The organism is Enterobacter sp. UNJFSC 003, assembly GCF_036903355.1.
Classification (GTDB): Bacteria; Pseudomonadota; Gammaproteobacteria; order Enterobacterales; family Enterobacteriaceae; genus Enterobacter.
This window is the reverse complement of sequence record NZ_JBAKHK010000185.1, coordinates 1-268: the sequence shown is the minus strand read 5'-3', so window position 1 is coordinate 268 and position 268 is coordinate 1. Positions and strand designations below refer to the sequence as shown.

Below are 268 nucleotides of genomic sequence, written 5' to 3'. Positions count from 1 at the left end.
GCGCTAACCTTTACAGCCCGATCGGCGCCATGCTGGTCGGGCTGCTCTTCCCTGCGCTTTACCGTATACTGCATTTTTTCCGCAAAGCTGAGTCGCTTTTCATGCAAAAAAAATCTATTTACGTTGCCTATACCGGCGGAACGATCGGTATGCAGCGCTCTGCACAAGGCTATATTCCGGTTTCAGGTCACCTGCAGCGGCAGTTAGCGGCGATGCCGGAGTTTCACCGCCCGGAAATGCCTGCCTTTACTATTCATGAGTATCAGCC

Annotated in this window: 1 pseudogene; it reads left to right on the top strand. The window is 53.0% G+C overall.

Annotated features, from left to right (window positions below):
* Positions 1–101: 101 nt before the first annotated feature.
* A pseudogene (gene ansA / locus V5P19_RS23710) lies at positions 102–268 on the top strand (asparaginase); the annotation flags it as partial.